Source organism: Psychroserpens sp. AS72, from assembly GCF_038900375.1.
Classification (GTDB): domain Bacteria; phylum Bacteroidota; class Bacteroidia; order Flavobacteriales; family Flavobacteriaceae; genus Psychroserpens.
In genome coordinates this window covers 277,261-299,429 of the sequence record NZ_JBBMRC010000001.1, presented here as the reverse complement: position 1 = coordinate 299,429, position 22,169 = coordinate 277,261, and the positions used below count along the sequence as shown (strand labels likewise).

The 22,169-nt window shown below is 32.1% G+C and carries 20 protein-coding genes; 9 read left to right on the top strand and 11 right to left on the bottom strand.

What is annotated here, in order from left to right:
• Positions 1–92 precede the first annotated feature (92 nt).
• Positions 93–1,160: a glycosyltransferase gene (locus WNY78_RS01305; RefSeq protein WP_342871372.1), complete on the top strand. Its 1,068-nt coding sequence runs from the start codon at positions 93–95 to the stop codon at positions 1,158–1,160.
• Here the strand turns inward: WNY78_RS01305 and WNY78_RS01300 are convergent.
• Together WNY78_RS01300 and WNY78_RS01295 are read right to left on the bottom strand one after the other, a co-directional pair.
• On the bottom strand, positions 1,134–2,177 hold the full coding sequence (locus tag WNY78_RS01300) for an ATP-binding protein (RefSeq protein ID WP_342871371.1): 1,044 nt from the start codon (positions 2,175–2,177) through the stop codon (positions 1,134–1,136). The genes WNY78_RS01305 and WNY78_RS01300 overlap by 27 nt on opposite strands.
• 26 nt (positions 2,178–2,203) lie before the next feature.
• Positions 2,204–2,887, bottom strand: coding sequence for a response regulator transcription factor (locus WNY78_RS01295; protein ID WP_342871370.1), 684 nt, complete (start codon positions 2,885–2,887; stop codon positions 2,204–2,206).
• Positions 2,888–3,217: 330 nt separating this feature from the next.
• Here WNY78_RS01295 and WNY78_RS01290 point away from each other — a divergent pair, with 330 nt between their 5' ends.
• The 3 genes from WNY78_RS01290 to WNY78_RS01280 all read left to right on the top strand — a co-directional run bounded on the left by WNY78_RS01290 (position 3,218) and on the right by WNY78_RS01280 (position 6,434).
• Positions 3,218–4,906: a T9SS type A sorting domain-containing protein gene (locus tag WNY78_RS01290; RefSeq protein WP_342871369.1), complete on the top strand. Its 1,689-nt coding sequence runs from the start codon at positions 3,218–3,220 to the stop codon at positions 4,904–4,906.
• Positions 4,907–4,973: 67 nt separating this feature from the next.
• Entirely contained in the window at positions 4,974–5,954 is a 981-nt protein-coding gene (locus WNY78_RS01285; protein WP_342871368.1) for an acyl transferase, read from the top strand.
• 30 nt (positions 5,955–5,984) lie between these two features.
• Complete coding sequence (locus WNY78_RS01280) at positions 5,985–6,434, top strand: YHS domain-containing (seleno)protein (RefSeq protein WP_342871367.1); 450 nt, start codon at positions 5,985–5,987, stop codon at positions 6,432–6,434.
• 226 nt (positions 6,435–6,660) lie between these two features.
• On the opposite strand, the gene tyrS is transcribed toward WNY78_RS01280, so the two are convergent.
• Positions 6,661–7,965, bottom strand: coding sequence for a tyrosine--tRNA ligase (gene tyrS / locus WNY78_RS01275; RefSeq protein WP_342871802.1), 1,305 nt, complete (start codon positions 7,963–7,965; stop codon positions 6,661–6,663).
• Between the two features lie 246 nt (positions 7,966–8,211).
• Here tyrS and WNY78_RS01270 point away from each other — a divergent pair, with 246 nt between their 5' ends.
• Complete coding sequence (locus tag WNY78_RS01270; protein ID WP_342871366.1) at positions 8,212–9,237, top strand: NAD-dependent epimerase/dehydratase family protein; 1,026 nt, start codon at positions 8,212–8,214, stop codon at positions 9,235–9,237.
• Positions 9,238–9,262: 25 nt separating this feature from the next.
• On the opposite strand, the gene WNY78_RS01265 is transcribed toward WNY78_RS01270, so the two are convergent.
• Positions 9,263–10,609 carry a dihydroorotase gene (locus WNY78_RS01265; protein WP_342871365.1) on the bottom strand — a complete coding sequence of 449 codons (1,347 nt, stop codon included), beginning with the start codon at positions 10,607–10,609 and terminating at the stop codon, positions 9,263–9,265.
• A gap of 1 nt (position 10,610) precedes the next feature.
• On the bottom strand, positions 10,611–11,336 hold the full coding sequence (locus tag WNY78_RS01260) for a polyprenol monophosphomannose synthase (RefSeq protein ID WP_342871364.1): 726 nt from the start codon (positions 11,334–11,336) through the stop codon (positions 10,611–10,613).
• A 163-nt stretch (positions 11,337–11,499) separates the two neighbouring features.
• Between WNY78_RS01260 and WNY78_RS01255 the strand changes: the two genes are divergently transcribed.
• Together WNY78_RS01255 and WNY78_RS01250 are read left to right on the top strand one after the other, a co-directional pair.
• Entirely contained in the window at positions 11,500–12,153 is a 654-nt protein-coding gene (locus tag WNY78_RS01255; protein ID WP_342871363.1) for a DUF4271 domain-containing protein, read from the top strand.
• Between the two features lie 15 nt (positions 12,154–12,168).
• The gene (locus WNY78_RS01250; protein WP_342871362.1) at positions 12,169–12,921 is read left to right on the top strand and encodes a uroporphyrinogen-III synthase; all 753 of its coding nucleotides are present in this window, start codon (positions 12,169–12,171) and stop codon (positions 12,919–12,921) included.
• A 73-nt stretch (positions 12,922–12,994) separates the two neighbouring features.
• Here WNY78_RS01250 and pckA read toward each other — a convergent pair whose 3' ends face one another.
• Complete coding sequence (gene pckA / locus WNY78_RS01245) at positions 12,995–14,611, bottom strand: phosphoenolpyruvate carboxykinase (ATP) (protein ID WP_342871361.1); 1,617 nt, start codon at positions 14,609–14,611, stop codon at positions 12,995–12,997.
• A 60-nt stretch (positions 14,612–14,671) separates the two neighbouring features.
• Positions 14,672–15,067 (bottom strand): DUF423 domain-containing protein, encoded by a 396-nt coding sequence (locus tag WNY78_RS01240; RefSeq protein WP_342871360.1) that lies wholly within the window; start codon positions 15,065–15,067, stop codon positions 14,672–14,674.
• A gap of 155 nt (positions 15,068–15,222) precedes the next feature.
• Between WNY78_RS01240 and WNY78_RS01235 the strand changes: the two genes are divergently transcribed.
• A complete protein-coding gene (locus WNY78_RS01235) occupies positions 15,223–16,587 on the top strand; it encodes a saccharopine dehydrogenase family protein (protein ID WP_342871359.1) in 1,365 nt (454 codons plus the stop codon).
• Positions 16,588–16,629: 42 nt separating this feature from the next.
• Positions 16,630–17,100 (top strand): Lrp/AsnC ligand binding domain-containing protein, encoded by a 471-nt coding sequence (locus WNY78_RS01230; RefSeq protein ID WP_342871358.1) that lies wholly within the window; start codon positions 16,630–16,632, stop codon positions 17,098–17,100.
• Positions 17,101–17,167: 67 nt separating this feature from the next.
• Here the strand turns inward: WNY78_RS01230 and WNY78_RS01225 are convergent, their stop codons facing one another.
• The 4 genes from WNY78_RS01225 to WNY78_RS01210 form a co-directional block, all read right to left on the bottom strand.
• The gene (locus WNY78_RS01225; RefSeq protein WP_342871357.1) at positions 17,168–19,252 is read right to left on the bottom strand and encodes a T9SS type A sorting domain-containing protein; all 2,085 of its coding nucleotides are present in this window, start codon (positions 19,250–19,252) and stop codon (positions 17,168–17,170) included.
• 128 nt (positions 19,253–19,380) lie between these two features.
• A complete protein-coding gene (locus WNY78_RS01220; RefSeq protein WP_342871356.1) occupies positions 19,381–20,352 on the bottom strand; it encodes a T9SS type A sorting domain-containing protein in 972 nt (323 codons plus the stop codon).
• Between the two features lie 168 nt (positions 20,353–20,520).
• Positions 20,521–21,495, bottom strand: coding sequence for a T9SS type A sorting domain-containing protein (locus WNY78_RS01215; protein WP_342871355.1), 975 nt, complete (start codon positions 21,493–21,495; stop codon positions 20,521–20,523).
• Positions 21,496–21,584: 89 nt separating this feature from the next.
• A complete protein-coding gene (locus tag WNY78_RS01210) occupies positions 21,585–22,136 on the bottom strand; it encodes a tail fiber protein (RefSeq protein WP_342871354.1) in 552 nt (183 codons plus the stop codon).
• Positions 22,137–22,169: the final 33 nt, after the last annotated feature.

The window sequence follows — 22,169 nt, the reverse complement described above, 5'->3', positions numbered from 1 at the left end:
GTAAAATTAAGGAAACATTTTAAGCTTACCTTTATTTTTGAAAATAGACTCATTAAATAAACAATACTAAATTACTGAAACAAGTTCAGCATATGCCAATTCAGCACAAAAAACGTATACTCATTGCTCCATTAAATTGGGGATTAGGTCATGCCACAAGATGTATTCCTATTATTAAAGCTCTAATTAATCACAATTTTGAACCAATTATTGCTAGTGACGGGATTGCATTATCTTTATTAAAGATAGAATTTCCAGATCTTACCTGTTTAGATTTACCATCTTACAACATCACATATCCAAAAAAAGGTAAACACTTTAAGCTAAAGATGCTACAAAGTTCTCCTAAAATGGCAAAAGCTATTAAAGCTGAAAAAAAAGCGGTTGCCTCAATTATTGCAGACTATCAAATTGACGGTATTATTTCTGATAACCGATTAGGCGTTCATAATAAGGACTTGCCTTGTGTATTTATAACGCATCAACTTCAGGTTTTAAGCGGAAATACAACTTGGCTAAGTACTAAATTACATCAAAAAATAATTAAGCAATTTAATGAATGTTGGGTGCCAGATAATTTAGGAGATATTAATCTTAGCGGAAAATTAGGTCACACAACAATTTATGATATTCCAATAAAGTTTATTGGTCCTTTGAGTCGGTTTTCTAAAAAAGAACGTCCTATTAAATTTGATGTGATGGTATTACTTTCTGGACCAGAACCACAACGGACACTTTTTGAAAAAAAGTTACTCAATGAATTTAACAATTATAAAGGCAGCGTCATTTTTGTAAAAGGAGTTATTGAGAATGAACAGCTCATTTCCGAAGAAAAAAACAGGGTTATTTATAATTATATGACAAGTTCACAATTAGAAAATGCCATTAACGAGAGTGCTCTAATAGTTTCTAGGTCTGGTTATACCACACTTATGGATTTAACAAAACTTAGTAAAAATGCTTTTTTTGTACCAACTCCAGGTCAATATGAACAAGAATATTTGGCTGAGCGTTTAACAACTTTGGGTTTTGTTGCCAGTTGTAAACAAGATGAGTTTACCGTTGAAAAATTAAATGATGTGTCAAATTATAAGGGATTGAGCGCCATGGATTATATAGTAAATTATAATAAACTATTTAGTCTTTTCGAGCGTAAATGAAAATTCACTTCCAACACCTAATTCACTTTCTACATAAATTTTCTCATCGTGAGCTTCAATAATATGTTTCACAATTGAAAGACCTAAACCAGAACCTCCAACTTTACGATTACCACTTTTATCAACACGATAAAAACGTTCAAATAGTCTTGGGATATTGGTTTTTGAGATACCTTCTCCATTATCGGTAACTCTAACAATAACTTTATTTTTTATTAGATTCTCAATGCTTACTTCGGTTGTTCCTTTTTCTTCGCCATATTTAATAGAATTGACAATAAGGTTAGAAAGTACTTGTTGGATGCGTTCTTTATCTGCCCAAACCATAACGGGTTCATTATAATCAATATCAAAAATCAAAGAGATTTTCTTCTTAGCAGCTTTCATTTCTAACAAATCAAAGACGCTTTCAACGAGTTCTACGATATCAAATTCTACTATATTGAGTTGTAAATCGCCAACCTCTAATTTAGTAATCATATCTAAATCATTAACGATATAAATAAGTCGCTCTAAACCTTTATTTGCTCTGTTTAAATATTTCTCGCTTACATTTTCGTCATGAATGGCACCATCTAATAAAGTTTCTAAATACCCTTGTACTGTAAATAATGGTGTTTTTAATTCGTGAGAAATATTACCTAAAAACTCTTTACGATATTCTTCTCTAACAATAAGTGTTTCTATTTCTAGCTTTTTATCTTTTGCATATTTATCTATTTCTTGAGTAAGTGTAGCCATATCTGTAGTTATTGGCTGTTTACGTAATGAAGCAGATTCTAAAAGTGTTAAATCATCATAGATCTTTTTCACTCTTCTATAGATAAAACGCTCTACTCTATATTGAATTATAATAAAAGAAAGCACATAAGTTAATACAGCAAATGAAAGTAGATAAACAATATCAATAGAATGTAACAAATACAAAAAAACACTCGATAAGAGCGTCAAAAAAAATGTTATGTACATGGATGTTTTAAAAGCAAACTTGTACGTTTTTTTTAATTTATTTTGCATTAGGAGTGATTTAAACTTTTTGCTTCTTAGTCCACAAACTTATATCCAACACCTTTAATTGTTTTAAACTTTTTATCTCCTATTTTTTCACGAAGTTTTCTAATATGAACATCAATGGTACGTCCTCCAACAATAACTTCGTTTCCCCAGACTCTGTCTAGTATTTCTTCTCGCTTAAAAACCTTATTAGGCTTGGTTGCTAACAAAGATAACAATTCAAACTCTTTTCTTGGTAAGATAAGTTCTTCTCCTTTTATTATAATTTTATATTCTTCTCTGTTGATTGTTAAGTTACCAATTTTTAAAATGTCATCTGCTTTTTCATCTTCCTTCAAACGTCTTAAGAGTGCTTTAACTTTACTCACTAAAACTTTTGGTTTTATTGGTTTTGTAATATAATCATCTGCTCCTGCATCAAAACCAGCCATTTGAGAATAGTCTTCACCTCTAGCTGTAAGAAATGTAATTATAGTATTACTTAAATCTGGTATTTTTCTAATGTGTTCACATGCTTCAATACCATCCATTTCTGGCATCATGACATCTAAAATGATGAGTTGAGGTTTTTCTTTTTTAGCTTTTTTAACACCTTGAGCACCATTTTCGGCAGTTATGACCTGATAACCTTCATTAGATAAATTATAACCAACTATTTCTAAAATATCTGGTTCATCGTCTACTAATAGAATTTTAATATCCTTCTTTTTCATGTGTTTATATGTATTGTTTTTTTAAGGACACATACTGTTCGCTACTAATCATTCTCTTGTTAGATAAAGTTTTGAACATGCTCGTTTCATTTTTTTAAATTGAAACCCTTTGATTGGTAAAGATAAGATTAATAACAAAAAATTGTATGAGTACTTAAATTGATAACGTTAAGTTAACTTAATTGTTACGTTTAAATTAATTAGAAGCTATTTTTGCATCAATGTTATGCTAGTGTTAAATAGCAACATAGCGCATAATTTATTCGTTTAAAACTCAAATTCTACTTATATTTGTATGCTTAATTTTTAAAAATTTAAAACTAAATAATTATGAAAAAACTTTACTTTTTATGTTTAACCCTTTTAGTAACTTCATTGTCTTTTGGACAAGATCTAGTTATAACTGCTGCCTTTGATGGGCCTCTTCCTGGAGGATTACCAAAAGGTATTGAACTTTATGTTATTAATGACATCGATGATTTAAGTAATTACGGAATTGGTAGTGCTAACAATGGTGGCGGAACAGATGGAGAAGAATTTACTTTTCCTGCAGACGCTGTTACAGCAGGTACTTATTTACTTATAGGTTCTGAAGATGTAGAATTTCCAAATTGGTTTGGTTCTGCTCCAGATTACAACGCTGGATCTGCAATGGGAATTAATGGAGATGATGCTGTTGAATTATATCAAAATGGTGTAGTAATTGACACTTTTGGTGACATTAATGTTGATGGTAACGGAACACCTTGGGAATATTTAGATGGATGGGCTTATAGAGTTGATGGAACTGGACCTGATGGTTCAACTTTTGTTCTTGGAAACTGGTTTTTTAGTGGAGCAAATGCTTTAGATGGTGAAACTTCTAATGGTGCTGCTGCTAGTCCAATTCCTGTTGGAACTTACACAACTGTTGCAAATACAGATCCAACGATAACGATTACCTCTCCTTCAAATGCTACTGATTTTGCTCCAGGAACAATGTCTGTTGATGTTGAATTCTCAACTACAAATTTAGTAGGTGGAGAAACAGTAGATATTACTGTAAACGGTAATACTACAAATAACGTATCAAGCCCATTTACTGTAATTACTGTTGATGGTCAAACTTATAATGTAACTGTTGAATTGGTTGATGGTGGTGTAATTGATTCTGACATGGTTTCTTTTAGTGTATTATCATCTAATAATGTAGCAAATATCGCTGCTCTTAGAGCAGGAACTATTGGTGAAGTTTACACACTTACTGGTGAAGCTTTCTTAACATACCAACAAAATTTTAGAAATCAAAAATATATAGAAGATGCATCTGGTGCTATTTTAATTGACGACAGTTCAGGAACTATTTCTTCAATGTATGCAATTGGTGATGGTATTTCTGGTATCTCAGGAACTTTAGGAGAATTTAGTGGAACTTTTCAGTTTGTACCTGTTGCAGATCCAGGTGCAGCAACATCAACTGGAAACACGTTAACTCCTCAAACTGTAACTTTAGCAATGTTAACTGCAAACTCTGAGCAATATGAATCTGAGTTAGTTGAAGTAATTGCTGTTACTATGGACAATACAGAACCTGTTTTCATGACAGGAACTGCATATGCTTTAACTCAAGGAGGTGACAACTTTAACTTTAGAACGTCTTTCTTTGATGCAGATTATATTGGTGCTAATGTGCCAACTACTGCAACTGATATCGTTGGTATTTTAAACGAAAGAGCAGATGGATACTTCATTACTGCAAGAGATGCTGACGACTTTAGCGTACAAATCTTATCTGTTGATGAATTTGGTTCTAATGCATTCTCAATGTATCCTAACCCAACATCTACAGGATTTGTAAATGTAGTTGGAACAAATGATAACGCTATTTCAGTCTCTGTTTATGACGTCTTAGGAAAGCAAGTTATCAACCAAACTTTAACAAACAATCGTATTGATGTTTCTGCTTTAAACGCAGGTCTTTACATCGTTAAGATTTCTCAAAATGATGCTTCGGTTACTAAAAAGTTAGTGATCAAGTAATCCTTTTTAAATAAAGTAATACAAAAGCGTTGTCATTTTTGACAGCGCTTTTTTTATTTTTACACTTATGATAAACACAGACGCTATTTTTTCTATTTCTTCGGAAAATGAATTTAATAAGATCGCTTTGAAAGTCTTCAAATTTCAGTTTGAAAACAACCCTGTGTATCGCTCGTTTTGTGATTTATTATATATCCATCCAAGTGATGTAAAAACGGTTGAAGAGATTCCATTTTTACCCATTCAGTTTTTTAAAAGCCATAAGGTATTGAGTTCTCAATCTCCAATTGAGGATACGTTTTCTAGTAGTGGCACAACAGGATCAATTACCAGTAAACATTATGTTACAGATGTAAGTATCTACGAGCAAAGTTTTAGAAAAGGCTTTCAAAATTTCTACGGAAATATTAAAGATTATACCATTCTCGCTTTATTACCAAATTATTTAGAACGCAAAGGTTCCTCATTAATCTATATGGTTAATGATATGATACAGCAATCGCAACAACCTGATAGCGGATTTTACCTCAACGATCTCGACGCACTAAAAACTAAATTGTGTGCTTTAGCTTCCGAAGAAAAGAAAGTCCTACTCATTGGTGTGTCTTTTGCACTTTTAGATTTGGTAGAGTTACATCAATTTAATTTAAACAACACGATCGTCATGGAAACTGGCGGAATGAAAGGTCGCAGAAAAGAACTTGTTAGAGAAGAACTTCATACGATTTTAAAATCAGGTTTTGGCGTTTCAAAAATTCATAGTGAATATGGCATGACTGAGCTTTTGAGTCAAGCTTACTCGCTTGGTGATGGTATTTTTAAATGCCCAAATTGGATGCGCATTCTCACACGTGATCCAGAAGATGCACTCACCATTCAAAATGGTAATAAAACTGGCGGAATAAACGTCATAGATTTAGCCAACGTTAATTCCTGCTCATTCATTGCAACTCAAGATTTAGGTCGCATTCGTGACAATGCTACTTTTGAAATCATTGGCAGGTTTGATTCTAGTGATATTAGGGGTTGCAATTTGATGGTTTTGTAATTATCTCCAAATATTCTCGACTACACTCAAATGAAAACTAAACTATTAGGTGTGATTTTTTTCTTCGGAATACTCACCACATTCGCACAAAACGTAGATTACAATACAAAAAAAGGCTACATCGCTAAAGGTTATGATGTTGTTGCCTATTTTGATAATCAAGCAATTGAAGGTAAAACAGAATATACTACCATGCATTATGGTATAAAATATAAGTTTTCTTCGGAAGAGAATTTAAAAACATTTAGTAGTAATCCGGAGAAATACATTCCGCAGTATGGTGGTTATTGTGCATTTGCAGTTGCAGAAAAATCCAAAAAAGTTGATATAGACCCTAAAACCTTCGAAATCAGAGATGGAAAGCTTTATTTGTTCTATAATTCCTGGGGAAATAACACTTTAAAAACGTGGAAAGAAAATAATGTGAAAGGTTTACAAAGTAAAGCCGACAAAAACTGGGAAGCTATGAATCTAAAATAGTTTAGAGTTCTATGAAAAAGAAAGATTAGCTTCTAATAAATAGTTGATTGGTTAATGTTAAACGTCCCATTTTATGGGACGTTTTTCTTTTTATAGCTATTCATGTTTATTGCGTCATTCTGAACTTGTTTCAGAATCACATAACATAATCGAAATCATTATGTGAGACCCTGAAATAAATTCAGGGTGACGAGACAGTTTTAAAAGAACTCGAATAACTTATAATTTAAGACACTTTTATTATATAAGTATTCTTCTTTCCTTTATTTATAATGATGTATTTGTCATTAATTAAATCATCTTCAGACAGCTGATAATCTTCTTTTACTTTTTCTTTGTTAACAGACACTGCATTTTCTTTTAATGCACGACGTGCTTCGCTATTAGACGCTAGAAAGTTTGTTTGAGCTGATAGTACTCCTATCATATCTAGTTGAGAAAGTTCGGCTTTAGATATTTCAGCTTGCGGAACACCTTCAAACACATCTAAAAATGTGTTCTCATCTAAGGTTTTAATATCTGCTTTAAAGCTTTTACTAAATAATATATTTGAAGCTTTCTCTGCATTTTCAAATTCAGATTTTGAATGTACCAACGTTGTTACTTCTTCTGCCAAACGTTTTTGTAAAATTCGTGCATGAGGCATTTCTTTATGCTCTGCTGTAAGCTTTTCTATTGTATTTTTGTCTAAAAATGTGAAAATCTTAATATACTTTTCGGCATCTTCATCACTTGTATTTAACCAAAATTGGTAGAATTTATAAACAGATGTTTTCTCTGCATCTAACCATACATTACCACCTTCACTCTTTCCAAATTTAGAACCATCTGCTTTTGTAATCAAAGGACAAGTCATAGCGTATGCTTTGGCTTCTTCTCCAACATTCATTCGTCTTACAAGCTCTGTTCCTGTTGTAATATTTCCCCATTGATCACTTCCTCCCATTTGCAATAAGCAATTATGAGATTTGTACAAATGATGGAAATCATAGCCTTGAATAAGCTGGTACGTAAATTCTGTAAAAGACATCCCTACGTTTCCTTCTTCTCCACTTAAACGTTTTTTTACAGAATCTTTTGCCATCATATAGTTTACTGTGATACGTTTACCAACATCACGAGCAAATTCTATAAAAGAAAAATCTTTCATCCAATCATAGTTATTGACTAGCACTGGAGCGTTTTTTTCTTCCGAAGAAAAATTTAAAAATCGACCTAATGTATTTTTTATTCCTGCAACATTATGATTTAAGGTTGCTTCGTCTAATAAATTACGTTCGTCACTTTTACCTGAAGGATCTCCAATCATACCTGTTGCACCACCAACTAAGGCAATTGGTTTGTGGCCAGACTTCTCTAAATGCATTAATAAAATAATAGGAACCAAACTACCAATATGTAACGAGTCTGATGTTGGATCAAACCCAATATATGCTGTGGTCATCTCCTTTTGCAATTGCTCTTCTGTTCCTGGCATGATATCATGTACCATTCCTCGCCACGTTAATTCTTCTACTAAATTATAGTTCATTGTTTCTGTATTATTCTTAAGTGCGACAAAGATATGTTTATCAAACAAAAGAGAAAAGCGATTCACAAAAAAGACTGTTTTTATCATAAACACGTTTAACCGTTTTCAATTGGCTACAAAATGTTCTTATATTCTAATATCTCTTATTGCTTTTACTTCGTAACTTTGCTATGAAGTGCTAATAACAATTCATATTAAAATAGAATAACTATTTTTCGCTTCAATCAAATTAATTAAAAAGTTCAAATGATTTTAGTTACAGGTGGTACAGGCTTAGTTGGTTCACATTTATTATATAAATTAGTGAGTAATGATGCTTCTATTAGAGCTATCTATAGAAGGGCTCACAAGCTAGAATCTGTCAAAAAAGTATTTGCATATTATACGGATGAAGTTGAAACATTGTTCAATAAAATTGAATGGATTGAGTCTAATATTAATGACATCCCTTCATTGGAGCTAGCTTTTACAAATATTACTCGCGTATATCATTGTGCTGCTTTTATAAGTTTTGAACCTAACAAATACAAAGAACTTAGGAAAATCAATATTAAAGGCACAGCAAATATTGTAAACCTTAGTATATCAAACAACATTGAAAAACTATGTTATATAAGTTCTATTGCAGCTATTGGTCATGAACCGCATCAAGACACGTTAATTACAGAAAAAACGGAATGGAATCCTGAAGCTGATAATAGCGTTTATGCGATTACAAAATATGGCGCAGAAATGGAAGTTTGGCGAGGCACTCAAGAAGGTTTAGACGCTATAATAGTGAATCCTGGGATTATATTAGGTCCTGGATTTTGGAACAATGGCGGAAGTGGTAGTTTATTTAAACAAATTCATAAAGGACTGAAGTATTATCCTAAAGGAACATCAGCATATATTGATGTTTGGGACGTTGTTGATATCATGTTTTCTCTCATGACAAGCGATATAAAAAATGAACGTTATATTTTAATTGCTGAAAATTTACCGTTTAAGACATTTCAGGATAAAGTTGCAAAAGCGTTACATGTTAATCCTCCAAAAAAAGTAGCGACTTCATTCTTATTAGCTATAGCTTGGCGATTGGATTGGTTAAGTAGTGCCCTTTTTGGTAAACGACGAAAATTATCAAAACAAATGGTGAATTCAATATCTAGCAAAACGGTTTTTGATAATTCTAAACTAAAAAGGGATCTCGATTTTAATTTTACTCCTATTGACGTCTCTATTACAAAAGTTTCAAATTATTATTTAGAGGATATTAAAAAATTGAAATAGTTAAATAAAGAGACTAGGATATATCTCATCTATTAAACGTTAATCGTTTACCTGCTTTGACATCTAAAACTTTGAAATTATTATAAACTAATGTCCCATTTAAAAAAGTGTGTGTTATTCTTGATCTAAATGTAGTCCCTTCAAATGGTGACCATCCACATTTGTATAATATATTGTCTTTATTAACTGTCCAAGGGTTATTGATATCTACAATAACTAAATCTGCAAAATATCCTTGTTTAATGTAACCACGTTTTTCAATTTGAAATAATATTGCAGGATTATGAGCCATTTTTTGGGCAATTTTTGGTAATGCAATCTTGCCTTTATGAAACATTTCGAGCATTGCAACCAAAGCATGTTGTACTAGTGGACCACCAGAAGGTGCCTTGGTATACACATTATTTTTTTCGTCTAAGGTATGTGGAGCATGATCTGTAGCGATAACATCAATTCTATCGTCTAAGAGAGCTTTCCAGAGTTGGTCTCTATCTTTTGCTGTTTTTACAGCTGGATTCCATTTGATGTGTGTTCCTTTTTTCTCATAATCTTCATCACTAAACCAAAGGTGGTGAATGCAAACCTCTGCTGTGATTTTTTTATCTTTTAAAGGAATTTTATTACTAAATAACTTTGTTTCTTTTCCTGTTGACAAATGAAAAACGTGCAACCTAGCTCCTGTTTTTTTTGCTAATTCAATAGCTTTAGAAGATGATATGTAACAGGCTTCTTCACTTCTAATTATTGGATGTTTCTCAATAGGGATATTCTCGCCATACTCATCAATATGAGCTTGTAAATTTTTTCTAATAGTTGCTTCATCTTCACAATGCACAGAAATAACCATATCTGTACTTCTAAAAATGTTCTCTATAACTTTTGGATCATCAACGAGCATATTTCCTGTAGATGAGCCTAAAAACAATTTTAAACCTGCAACTGTTTTGGGATCTACTTTTAAAATTTCTTCTAAATTATCATTGGTACCACCAAACATAAATGAGTAGTTGGCATATGATGTTTTTGAAGCTATTTCAAATTTCTCTTCTAATTTTTCTACAGTAGTTGTTTGAGGGTTTGTATTTGGCATTTCAATGTAAGATGTGATTCCACCTGCTATTGCTGCTCTAGACTCAGACTCAATATTTCCTTTATGTGTTAATCCAGGTTCTCTAAAATGAACTTGATCATCAATAACACCTGGAAACACGTAATTACCTTCTACGTCTATTATTATAACATCTGCAGATTTTGCGCTAATAGAATCTGAGACTTCTTTAATGTAGTCACCTTCAATTAAAATATCACCTTCTGTAACCGTTCCTTCGTTTACAATTTTGGCATTTTTAATAAGTATGGTTTTGTTTTGCATTTTATGTTCTAAATAAACTTTTAAATTTCATATTAATGACACCAAAAATAGCTTCAGAAATAATTCCTCCACTCATTTTAGATTTTCCTTTTTTTCTATCTGTAAAAACAATTGGCACTTCAATGATCTTAAATTTCTTAAGATGTGCATTAAATTTCATTTCTATTTGAAAAGCATAACCAACAAATTTTATCTTTTCAAGATTTATAGTTTCTAAAACGCGTCTATGATAACATACAAATCCTGCAGTAGTATCATCTATTTTCATTCTAGTAATCAATTTTACATATTTTGAAGCAAAATAAGACATGAGTAATCGCTTCATATCCCAATTGACCACATTTACTCTATTATTGATATAACGAGAACCTATAGACATATCTGCACCTTCGTTAATACATGCATTGTACAACCGAATTAAATCACTTGGGCTATGTGAAAAGTCGGCATCCATTTCAAAAATATAGTTATACTCCTTAGCCAAACACCATTTAAAACCCTCAATATAAGCAGTACCTAATCCAGTTTTCTTTGGTCTATTTAATAAGTGTAATTGATTAGTGAACTCCTTTTGTAACGTTTTTACTTTTGCTGCTGTACCATCTGGAGAATTATCATCAACTACTAAAACATCAAATACCTTCTCTAGAGAAAAGACTGCTCTTAAAATAGCTTCAATGTTTTCAATTTCATTGTAAGTAGGTATGATGACAATAGCATCTCTCATAGATTATTATTCAAGCTTATCGTGTTAGTTACTGACAAAAATAAGTGATTTATCATTTAAAACTAACTGTAAAAATCATAAACAATGTTAATCTTGTGGTAATGAATATTAGTTGCTTGCAATAACGTGTAAAATCATCAAATATTCTTCATAATTTTGTACTATGCTTAGAGACGTAATTTCTAATGATTGGTTTACTATTTTTCTAGTATTGGGTTTAGTGTGTATTACTGTATCCAAATTTTTATTTGCGCATAGATTTAAGGACTTTTTAGCTGTTATTGGAAATTCTAAGTATTTGAAAATTTATGCAAGAGATCAAAAATTTATAGATGGTTTTGACGCATTGCTGTTTTTTAATGGAACCCTATCTATATCTATTTTTTCATTTATTAGCTATACAACATTAGTTCACCCTTCAGAATTTAATATCAATCAGTTTTTTAAATTACTTTTTGGAATTGGCGTTTTATTCTTAATTAAAGTACTATTAGAACGTTTAATTGCAAGTCTATTTGATATAGATGCACTTATTGATTCTTATTTATTTCAGAAAACAACCTTCAAAAACTATTCAGGATTTGTATTATTTCCTATTAATTGTATTTTAATTTATACGATAGAACCAACAAAAAAAATAGTTTATCTAATAATTGGGCTTGTAATTTTAATTAATCTAATTGGATTCATCACTTCATTTAAGAATCATCAAAAATTATTATTAAATAATATATTCTATTTTATTTTGTATCTTTGCGCACTTGAAATCGGACCCTATCTGATTTTATATAAGTTAATTAAAGATTTCAACGCTTAAAACACTTTAAGGAATATGACGAAAGTGAAAACGATTTTAGTATCTCAACCAGAGCCTAAAATAGAAAATTCGCCTTACTTTGATCTTCAAGAAAAGCAAAAGGTCAAAATTGATTTCAGACCATTTATTCATGTTGAAGGTGTAGAAGCTAAAGATATTAGACAACAAAAAATTGATCTTGCAAATTATACTGCAATCATTCTAACGAGTAGAAACTCTGTTGATCACTTCTTTAGAGTTGCAGATGAAATGCGTTTTAAAGTACCAGATTCGATGAAATATTTTTGTCAATCTGAAGCTGTAGCCTATTATCTTCAAAAATATGTGGTGTATAGAAAACGTAAAATTTACGTTGGCAAACGTACTTTCTCTGATTTATGTCCTTTAATAAAGAAGTATAAAGACGAAAGCTTTCTATTACCAACAACTGATAAACTTAAACCAGAAGTTCCTGAAATCTTAAATGAATTAGGTGTTAAATGGAAACAGTCTGTATTTTACAAAACTGTGATTAGTGATTTATCAGACCTTGCTAATGTGTACTATGATATTTTAGTATTCTTTAGTCCATCTGGAATTGAATCTCTATTTCATAACTTTCCTGAGTTTAAACAAAATGAGACACGAATAGCTGTTTTTGGAAATACAACTATTAAAGCAGTTGAATCTCATGGTTTAAGAGTTGATATAGCTGCTCCTACTCCTGAGACACCATCAATGACGATGGCATTAAAGAAATATATTGACCTTGTTAATAAAGGCAAATAACACATAAAATTTAAATATAAAAAAAGCGATTTCAAATTTGAAATCGCTTTTTTTATACTATTAAATGAATGCTCTAAAAAGCATAACGTTGAGGACCTCCTCGACGTATATCTTCATTAGTATCTTCTTGAAATTTCTTGAAATTTTCTCTAAACGCATTAGATAATTTAAATGCTGTTTTATAGTAAGCTTCGTCATCATTCCATGTTGTTCTTGGGCTTAATACTTCTTGTGGCACACCAGGACAAGATCTTGGTTGAGCAACTCCAAATACAGAATGGATATGGTAATCTTCATATGTATAAGCTCCTAAATCACCATTTAGTACAGCGTTAATCATTGCACGCGTATATTTTAGTTTCATACGAGTTCCAACACCATATGGTCCACCTGTCCAACCCGTATTTACAAGCCAAACATTAACTCCAGAATCCTTCATCTTTTTACTTAACATCTCAGCATACTTTGCTGGATGTAATGGCATAAATGGAGCTCCAAAACAAGCTGAAAAACTTGGCACAGGCTCTACAACACCAGCCTCTGTTCCTGCTACTTTAGCAGTATATCCAGAAATAAAATGATATGCAGATTGATTAGGTGTTAATTTTGAAATTGGAGGCAGTACACCAAAAGCATCTGCTGTTAAAAAGAAGATGTTTTTAGGATTTTCTCCAATAGATGGTTTTCTAATATTTTCAATATGATATATAGGATAACTAACTCTTGTATTTTGAGTAATAGATGTATCATCAAATTGCACTTCTCCTTTGCCATCCATGATGACATTTTCGAGAATAGCTCCTTTTTTTATAGCATCATAGATCTCTGGTTCTTGCTCTTGTGATAAGTTTATCACTTTGGCATAACAACCACCTTCAAAATTAAAAACTGTATTCTCATTGGTCCAACCATGTTCATCATCACCAATTAAACTACGATTTGGATCTGTTGATAAAGTTGTTTTCCCAGTACCAGATAACCCAAAAAAGATAGCAGTATCTCCATCTTTACCAACATTTGCACTACAGTGCATTGGTAAAGTATTTTTAAACACTGGAAGTATAAAGTTAAGTGCAGAGAAAATTCCTTTTTTGATCTCACCTGTATAACCTGTTCCACCAATTAAAGCAATTTTACGAGTAAAATCTAATATAGCAAAGTTATGCTGACGTGTTCCGTCAACTTCAGCATCTGCCATAAACCCAGGTGCATTTACAATGGTCCACTCTGGTGTAAAGGTTTTCAATTCCTCTTCCGTAGGACGTAAAAACATATTATAAGCAAACATGTTACTCCAAGGATATTCGTTTATTACACGAATGTTTAACTTGTAATTTTCATCAGCACATGCATAACAATCTCTTACAAAGACTTCTTTATTAGATAAATAGTCTGCAACCTTATCATATAGCTTTTGAAATTTATCTGAATCAAAAGGAATGTTGATATTTCCCCACCAAACGCGATCTTTTGTTACATCATCTTTAACAATAAATCTGTCTTGTGGCGAGCGTCCAGTAAATTCACCAGTATTAACTGCTAAAGCACCAGATGATGACTCAACACCTTGACCTTTATCAATGGTGATTTTATGGAGTTCTTTAGGAGATAATTGATAGTTGACTTTAGCATTTTTAATGCCATAAGTTTCTAACGCAATCGTTTTCGTATTTTTTGTATGGTCTACCATAATTTGTTTATGTTGTTTAGACTGCAAAATTAAACAATATTTTAAAGTAGAGTGCTTATTTTAGGATTTATCCCTATCTATTTTCAAAAAGCTTATTAACATTATTAGCCAAGCAATAATTAAAAATAATCCTCCAATTGGTGTCACAAAACCAATGCTTTTAAAATCAAAACTTGTAAGCTCATTTGTTGATAATCCATATATAGAACCCGAAAAAAACAGAACACCAACCAAAACCAAATAGAAGATTATTTTCTTAGTTTTCTCAGAAATAAAGGAAAAACCTCCAATAAATAATAGTAACAATGCATGATACATTTGATAACGAACTCCAGTTTCGAAAGTCTGAATAGATTCCGAAGACAATAAAGATTTTAATCCATGAGCACCAAAAGCTCCAAGTATAATTGCGATTACACCTAATACACTTCCTAAAACGAGAATTTTTTTGTTCATATATAAATTAGATTTAGGTTTTTATAACCCTTTGTATTTAGTAAATTCGTCAAGATATTTCATTGAAGTTTTATAAAAACATTAAATCGATTGTTAAATCATTCTCTTGTACTTCAAAGAATTTTAAACAACAAAATTACTCAACTATTCCCATTATGCGAAAGATTTTAGTCATTGGTTCAGGAAAATCAACTTCATACCTAATCAAATATTTATTAGATAAATCTGTAGAAGAAGAACTCCATATTATCGTAGGAGATATTAATATTGGTAATGCTAGAAAACTAATAGGAGATCACCAAAACGCTAATGCTATTACCCTAGATGTTTTTGATAAATCTTCTAGAAAAGCTGCCATTGAAAATGCAGATATAGTAGTGTCTATGCTACCAGCTAGATTTCATTTAGAAGTCGCCAAAGATTGTGTTGCACTTGGTAAAAATATGGTTACAGCTTCATATGTAAGTGAAGAGATGCAAAAGTTAAATAAAATAGTGACAGATAAGGGGCTCGTTTTTATGAATGAGATTGGTGTAGACCCTGGTATTGATCACATGAGTGCCATGAAAGTTCTAGATTATATTCGTGAAAAAGGTGGAAAAATGCTACTATTTGAATCATTTACTGGAGGACTTGTAGCTCCAGAAAGTGACAACAACCTATGGAATTACAAATTCACATGGAACCCTAGAAATGTCGTTGTTGCTGGTCAAGGTAGTGCTGCAAAATTTCTTCAAGAAGGTGCATACAAATACATTCCTTATAATAGATTATTTAGGAGAACAGAATTCTTAGAAATTGAAGGTTATGGTCGTTTTGAAGCTTATGCTAATAGAGACTCCTTAAAATATCAATCTGTTTACGGTTTAGACTCAATTAAAACTTTGTATCGTGGTACAATTCGTCGTGTTGGATTTAGTCGTGCATGGAATATGTTTGTACAATTAGGTATGACAGATGACAGTTACACAATAGAAGATAGCGAGAATATGAGTTATCGAGATTATGTAAATGCATTTCTTCCCTACAGTCCCACAGATTCAGTAGAACTTAAATTTAGGCTTGCTTTAAAAATAGATCAGGATGATATTGTTTGGGACAAACTAGAAGAGCTTGACATCTTTAATAAAGCTAAAATGGTAGCGCTTAAAAATGCTACTCCAGCACAAATTCTTCAAAAAATATTGATGGATAGTTGGACACTAGAAGAGGACGATAAAGATATGATTGTTATGTATCATAAATTTGGTTATGAACTCAATGGCAAGAAATACCAAATAGACTCAACTATGGTGACCATTGGAGAAGACCAAACCTATACAGCTATGGCAAAAACTGTTGGATTACCCGTTGCTATTGCGACGATGGCTATTTTAAATGAAAAGATTACAACTCCTGGTGTTCAAATACCAATCACTAAAGAAGTTTACGAACCAATTTTAAAAGAACTTGAAGACTTTGGGATTCAGTTTACAGAAAAAGAAGTGCCTTATCTAGGTTACAACCCTCTTAATGTCTAATTTTTATTCGGAAATACGCCAAGCTTAAAACTAGTCGTTAACATGAAAATAGTTAATCAAAACATACAAATAGACGGTATCGATAAAAAAATTCTTCGTGCCTTAATGGAAGATGCAAGAACTCCTATACTAGAAATTGCTAGAAGTGTTGGGATTTCTGGAGCTGCTATTCATCAACGTCTTAGAAAACTAGAAAAATCTGGTTTAATATCTGGTTCCAAATTTATTATCAACCCAAAAGTATTAGGTTATACCACGATGGCTTTTATTGGCATCTTTTTAGATAAAGCCATTAGTAATCCAGAAGCTGTAAAGCAATTACAAAAAATACCTGAAGTTTTAGAATGTCATTACACCACAGGTAATTGGAGTATATTTTGTAAAATCTTGTGTAAAGACAATGAGCATTTAATGCATGTATTAAATAGAGATATTCAATCTATAACTGGAGTTTCTAGAACAGAAACTTTTATTTCTTTAGATCAACAAATTGATCGACAGATAAAGATTTAATTCAAAATTTAATAAAAAAGGCAACCTAATTAAAGGCTGCCTTTTTTATTAAAATTTAGAACATATTTTATTCTTTAATTATTCTAATCGTTTTAGTCGTATTTCCAATTGTCACTTCAACAAAATATGCTCCAGTTTGTAACTGTGCCATATTAATGTTTTTTGATGCTACATTTGGAGTTTCTGCTATTACTAATTGACCAAGTAAATTAAAAACTCTCACATTATCAATTGTATGTTGAGCTTCTAAAACTAGCTCATTTTTAACTGGGTTTGGATAGTAGTTAAACGCTTGGAAATTATCAATTTCCGAAGTAGAAAGAGTCGCATCGGTAACCGTAATGCTAAATGTTCCTTCAACTCTACCTGTTTCAGGTGGTGGTGTTGCAAATACTCCATCACTCCATACTCTAACACTATATATTGCATTTGGTATCAACGTAGTTATGGTTAAGACTTCTCCACCATTACTATGAGAACAACCAACACTATCAAAATCAAATTGCGAACAATCTGTTGATGAATACACAGCAACATTAGCCTGATCTGAATTTCCAGAGATAACCGTAGTAATCGTTGCTTGTCCAGATATTGGTGCTTGGAATGTATACCAAACATCAGAATGAAAATTATAAGAATCACAAGGTGTATCATCAAAATCACTCGTAGAATCATCTGTTGCTCCAACTGTAGTCTCACCTGATAAAGTCACACCTAAACTAAGAGCTGTAGCGTTTGAGCATAAATCATTTCCTGGAGCTGGAGTATTAGGCATGCAATTCACATCTAGTTGATAGTCTCCTAAACCAATACCTCCTACAAAATTAAAAAAACCATCTATCATAATATAATAAGTAATATTTGGTTGTGCAGTAAAGGTTACTTGAGATTGATTCCCACAAAATTGGTCATTAAAAGCTATTTGATTTGTTTGTGGACAATCATCAAATACTCTAATAATAGTATCAAAATCAGTATTTCCACAGGTTGTAAGTGTTACATCTTGTAAAATTGTATCTGTAAATGAATAAAACACATCTGGTGAAGAATCATAACCACTATTTGTTGCATTCACAGTAGAACCTGTTACAGTATCACCGCAAGCAACTGCTATAGCTCCTGTACATTCATCATTAACTACTGCAGATGCATTTATCGTAACACTTACACTTGAACTATTAGGACAGGTTCCAGCAGTTGTATAAGTCACTGTATATGTTCCTAGTGTTGATGTCAAAAGATTAATAGTTCCTGTGCTTGCATTGATAACCAATCCAGCATCTGATGAAAATGAACCTCCAGCTAATCCTGTAATCGTTGGTGTAGGATCTGCATCATCGGCATTATATGAAGCTGCATCATAACTAAATGAAGCATCATCATTTGTATTTACTGTTACGGTTACAGTACCACAAGGACCACCAGTTGAACAACCTCCTTCACCTCTAACAAAATAAGTTGTAGTAGCTGTGATTGCAGGAAGCGTAACACTACTTGATGTAGTAACAGCTACTAATGTGCCTCCACAAGATCCTGAATAAACATACCAATTGGTAGCATCGTTTAAATCTCCTGTTATATTTAAAACGGGATTATCTCCACTACATATTGACGAAGATGTTATTGTTGGTATATCTGGATCATTACATGCAACTGCAAAATCAACATTAATATTATGAAAACCGAAATCGTTTAAATCATCATTATCTGTTGGGTTAATATTTATCTGAGAAATATCTAAACCGTTTGCAGGATTAGTGATCGTTAAAGTTCCGGCGCCTAAGGAATAAGCTGTAGGGTTAGAAATAAAATCACCATCTTGATTTGTCAATGAAATAGTTCCTGCTGCTAGTGTATCATAATCAATACTATTAAGGTTGAAGTTGGTAGGAGTTCCATTTTTTGTTATACTCAACATGTGAGGTGTTAATGGGTCTATGGCACTAAGATAAAAGATTAGGTCTCCTCCTCCAATATCATCGAGTTCTTCATTACCAGAATGAAAAACGGTTAAGATATACGTGTCAAGTCCAACCACTATTGTTTCAGTAATTGATGTCCCATTATCTACAGCAGTATCAATAGTAAAATTGATGTTTTGTGCTGAACAAAATGAGGATATTAAAATAAGTAAAATGTAAATTTTTTTCATATTATTTGTTAGTATTGATAATTTAATCGCGATATGTACGATTTTTAATATATCAATTGATTTAAATGTTAATAAAAAACTCAGTTACTACTAAGGCGTAGTAACTGAATTAATTCTTTTAAAGACACTTATTTAATAATTATCTTCTTTACTGTAGATGCATTTTCCGAAGAAATTGTCATAAAATATAATCCTGAAGACAATACAGAACTTAAATTAAGTTCTTTATCAACAGTAGTTCCTTGCAAGTCAAGAACAATCATCGTACGACCATTAATATCTGTAACAACAGCATTACTAAGTGCAACTCCAGAATTTTTAATAGTTATCAAACCATTTGATGGATTAGGAGTTACAAATAAAGAGTTTCCTAAATCAAACTCATTAGTAGAAAGAACTGTTCCCTGAGAAAAAGAGATTCCGTCAATACCTAATTCTTCAGCTGTAGAATTAGACGAGAACTCAACTAATAATTGCGCTTTACAACCTGTGTAGGCAGATAAATCTGCACTAAGCGTGTTCCATGAGTCTTCGATACCCAAATCATTAATATCACTTCCTATAGTGTTTAATAAATCTAGTGTTGAACTTGCACAATCTGTAAATTTGATAGAAATCTTTACAAAATCATCTGCTTCATAACCGGTAGCTTCTAAAATGTAGCTCATACTAAATTGAGGATTGGTTGTTCCTGCTAAATCAACAACATCAAAACTCATCAAAATTGTACCATCTACATCTTGCATATAGAATCCTTGACCTCCTTCTGGTGGTGCAAACCCAATTCCAGACACAAAAGATGCAGCAGATGCAACACCAAAACTGTCGCCATCACTAAAACCTGCTGGTCCATTTGTTGTTGTAGGATCTAAAATAACTGAATATCCTAATGTAGTAGCAGATCCAGTTTCTTTAACATAGATTGTTCCACATGGCGTATTATAATTTTGAAGTTCGTGCACTGTAACGTTATCAAAATCAAAATAACGACAAGCACTTCCGTCAAAAATCATACCTGGTAAATTCTCAAAACCCTGAGTGATTTGAGCTAGCATTATTGTAGGTAATAATAAAATAAAAAATAGTAATTTTGTTTTCATAATAGCTTAATATTTAGATTAATAATTATTAAAAGTACTGTATATCATATCATTATAACCTTTACTTGTTATGTTTTCTACGTATTACGAGTTTAGACGATAAACACAGTTTTCTTAAACATTATTGCAGGTAATTATTACGCTAGATTGGGTTTAGAACAAGTCTATTTATTCTATAATTAACTTCTTTGTTACCGACTCATTACCAGACGTAATGGTTACGAAATAAACACCAGATAAAGCACTTGTTAAATCAATTGATTTATCAGTAGTTATTCCTTTCATATCAATTTTAGAAATAGTACGACCATTTATATCTGAAATTTGTACAGTTTCTAAAGAAGTTCCATTGTTTTTAATTGTAAAAATGCCTTTAGATGGGTTAGGAAATATTGAAATTGAATTATCTAAATCAATAGTTTCGGCTGACAAAGTCATGCCTCCTGTAAATGCAATGGCATCAAGACCTAATTCTTCAGCAGCAGAATTAGATGAAAACTCAATAATTAATTGTGCTTTACATCCCACATTTGCTGTTAAATCAGCATTTAAAGTATTCCACGTATCCTCAATACCAAGATTATCAATATCTAGACCTGTAGTATCTATTAATGTAAGTGTTGGACTTCCACAATCTGTAAATTGGATGGTTATTTTTAAAAAGTCTTCGAGTTCCCAACTTGTCCCTTCTAAAACATACTGCATGTTAAATTGCGGATTAGTTGCACCAGTCAAATCTACAATATCAAAAGTCATTGTAATGTTTCCATCTGGATCTTCCATAAAAAACCCTTGACTGCCTTCAGGTGGATTTAATCCGATTTCAATATTAAAAAACGCTGAAGTTCCCACACCAAAAAAGTCACCATCACTAAATCCAGCTGGCCCATTAGGAGATGTAGGGTCTAAAGTAATAGTATAGCCTAGAGTTGCTCCCGATGACGGCTCTGTAACATAAATTAAACCACAAGGCGCATTGTAATTGGCAAGTGTATGAACTGTGGCAGTATCAAAGTCAAAGTATTGGCAAGAACCACCAGAGGCATTAAATGTCACGCCTGGAGTGTTTTCAAAGCCGTTTCCAACTTGTGCAAACATAAATGTAGGTAATAAAAAAGTTAATAAAAGTAGTTTTGTTTTCATAATAATTCTTTTTTAGATTAAGAAGCCTAAAGTACTGTAAATACATACAATACTTTAGGAATTCTTTTAAAATTCGATGACTGACGTCTTTAGCTTCTTGGTGGATAAAGACCTTGCATACATATAATATAATACATTCCTAAAAAGGGATTTTGAATATCAAATGGTTGGTTCCCTCCTTGAAGCCCAGTATTTCCTGAAACAGCTCCTCCTCCAAAAGTTGCATCATTAGCTGCAGAATTATAAGGTGTTCCAGATTCTGAAATACCAATATTTCTTCCTGATGGTTCATTGTTATCTCCATCGTCTTCATTACAAGATAACGCTGCTGTTAACGTACTTCCGTCATGACTGTGAGATGGTAATTGTCCAGTTGTAAGAGTCACTTGTTCACGACCTGCTCTTTCTCCTAGAGTAACAGGTTGTAATCCTGGACCATTACCTGCATGTTTTGGAACACGTCCTCTTAAATCTGGTAAAGCAAAAGTGGTTCTACCATCACCTCCATAAGTAGTTCCCAAAATTGAGAATAACGCATTGTAACTGGCAATTGGTAATAATTGCCCACTACAAAATGCCCAATTTCTTGGAGCAAAGTTCCCTCCAAACATCATTACTGTTCCTATATATGCATCTTCCATAATATTATTTATTTTAAAGTTTTTTATTAATTT

Excerpts from the sequence above, each read along its gene's own strand:
- WNY78_RS01290 (WP_342871369.1), top strand. The coding sequence starts at position 3,218 with ATGAAAAAACTTTACTTTTTATGTTTAACCCTTTTAGTAACTTCATTG.
- WNY78_RS01270 (WP_342871366.1), top strand. The coding sequence starts at position 8,212 with ATGATTTTAGTTACAGGTGGTACAGGCTTAGTTGGTTCACATTTATTA.
- WNY78_RS01285 (WP_342871368.1), top strand. The coding sequence starts at position 4,974 with ATGATAAACACAGACGCTATTTTTTCTATTTCTTCGGAAAATGAATTT.
- tyrS (WP_342871802.1), bottom strand. The coding sequence starts at position 7,965 with ATGAACTATAATTTAGTAGAAGAATTAACGTGGCGAGGAATGGTACAT.
- pckA (WP_342871361.1), bottom strand. The coding sequence starts at position 14,611 with ATGGTAGACCATACAAAAAATACGAAAACGATTGCGTTAGAAACTTAT.
- WNY78_RS01255 (WP_342871363.1), top strand. The coding sequence starts at position 11,500 with ATGCTTAGAGACGTAATTTCTAATGATTGGTTTACTATTTTTCTAGTA.
- WNY78_RS01250 (WP_342871362.1), top strand. The coding sequence starts at position 12,169 with ATGACGAAAGTGAAAACGATTTTAGTATCTCAACCAGAGCCTAAAATA.
- WNY78_RS01235 (WP_342871359.1), top strand. The coding sequence starts at position 15,223 with ATGCGAAAGATTTTAGTCATTGGTTCAGGAAAATCAACTTCATACCTA.
- WNY78_RS01220 (WP_342871356.1), bottom strand. The coding sequence starts at position 20,352 with ATGAAAACAAAATTACTATTTTTTATTTTATTATTACCTACAATAATG.
- WNY78_RS01230 (WP_342871358.1), top strand. The coding sequence starts at position 16,630 with ATGAAAATAGTTAATCAAAACATACAAATAGACGGTATCGATAAAAAA.
- WNY78_RS01265 (WP_342871365.1), bottom strand. The coding sequence starts at position 10,609 with ATGCAAAACAAAACCATACTTATTAAAAATGCCAAAATTGTAAACGAA.
- WNY78_RS01305 (WP_342871372.1), top strand. The coding sequence starts at position 93 with ATGCCAATTCAGCACAAAAAACGTATACTCATTGCTCCATTAAATTGG.
- WNY78_RS01260 (WP_342871364.1), bottom strand. The coding sequence starts at position 11,336 with ATGAGAGATGCTATTGTCATCATACCTACTTACAATGAAATTGAAAAC.
- WNY78_RS01225 (WP_342871357.1), bottom strand. The coding sequence starts at position 19,252 with ATGAAAAAAATTTACATTTTACTTATTTTAATATCCTCATTTTGTTCA.
- WNY78_RS01295 (WP_342871370.1), bottom strand. The coding sequence starts at position 2,887 with ATGAAAAAGAAGGATATTAAAATTCTATTAGTAGACGATGAACCAGAT.
- WNY78_RS01300 (WP_342871371.1), bottom strand. The coding sequence starts at position 2,177 with ATGCAAAATAAATTAAAAAAAACGTACAAGTTTGCTTTTAAAACATCC.
- WNY78_RS01215 (WP_342871355.1), bottom strand. The coding sequence starts at position 21,495 with ATGAAAACAAAACTACTTTTATTAACTTTTTTATTACCTACATTTATG.
- WNY78_RS01280 (WP_342871367.1), top strand. The coding sequence starts at position 5,985 with ATGAAAACTAAACTATTAGGTGTGATTTTTTTCTTCGGAATACTCACC.
- WNY78_RS01210 (WP_342871354.1), bottom strand. The coding sequence starts at position 22,136 with ATGGAAGATGCATATATAGGAACAGTAATGATGTTTGGAGGGAACTTT.
- WNY78_RS01240 (WP_342871360.1), bottom strand. The coding sequence starts at position 15,067 with ATGAACAAAAAAATTCTCGTTTTAGGAAGTGTATTAGGTGTAATCGCA.